The sequence below is a fragment of the Bremerella sp. JC817 genome (genome assembly GCF_040718835.1).
GTDB lineage: Bacteria > Planctomycetota > Planctomycetia > Pirellulales > Pirellulaceae > Bremerella.
Genome location: NZ_JBFEFG010000269.1, coordinates 1 through 303, shown reverse-complemented (window position 1 = coordinate 303; position 303 = coordinate 1). Strand labels below are relative to the sequence as shown.

Annotated in this window: 1 protein-coding gene; it reads left to right on the top strand. The window is 68.6% G+C overall.

The window, feature by feature from the left end:
• The coding region (locus AB1L30_RS14230; protein WP_367014102.1) for a hypothetical protein at window positions 1-269 on the top strand (269 nt) is incomplete at its 5' end.
• Window positions 270-303 lie beyond the last annotated feature (34 nt).

The window sequence follows — 303 nt, the reverse complement described above, 5'->3', positions numbered from 1 at the left end:
AGTTCAAGCGTCTCGACATCCTGCGGCCGGGCCTGCTGCGCGGGAAGCGGGATAACGACCTGCGTGTGCTGGAAGGCCTCGGCCGGCTGGCCAGTCCAGTCGTGGACCTGTTCCTGCAAGGCGGAGCCGCCAAGGCGAGGTCGATCCCCGCCGCGACTGTGGCTAGAGCGTGCCTCTCGCTTGCCAAGCGCAAGGCGTCGGGCCGCTTCGTGCACGACAACGATGCGATCCGCCGTGCTGCCGGAGAACTGGGCGAGCTGGCGGCATGAAGAGGTACGCCCCGGCCACGGCACGCAACAGCGA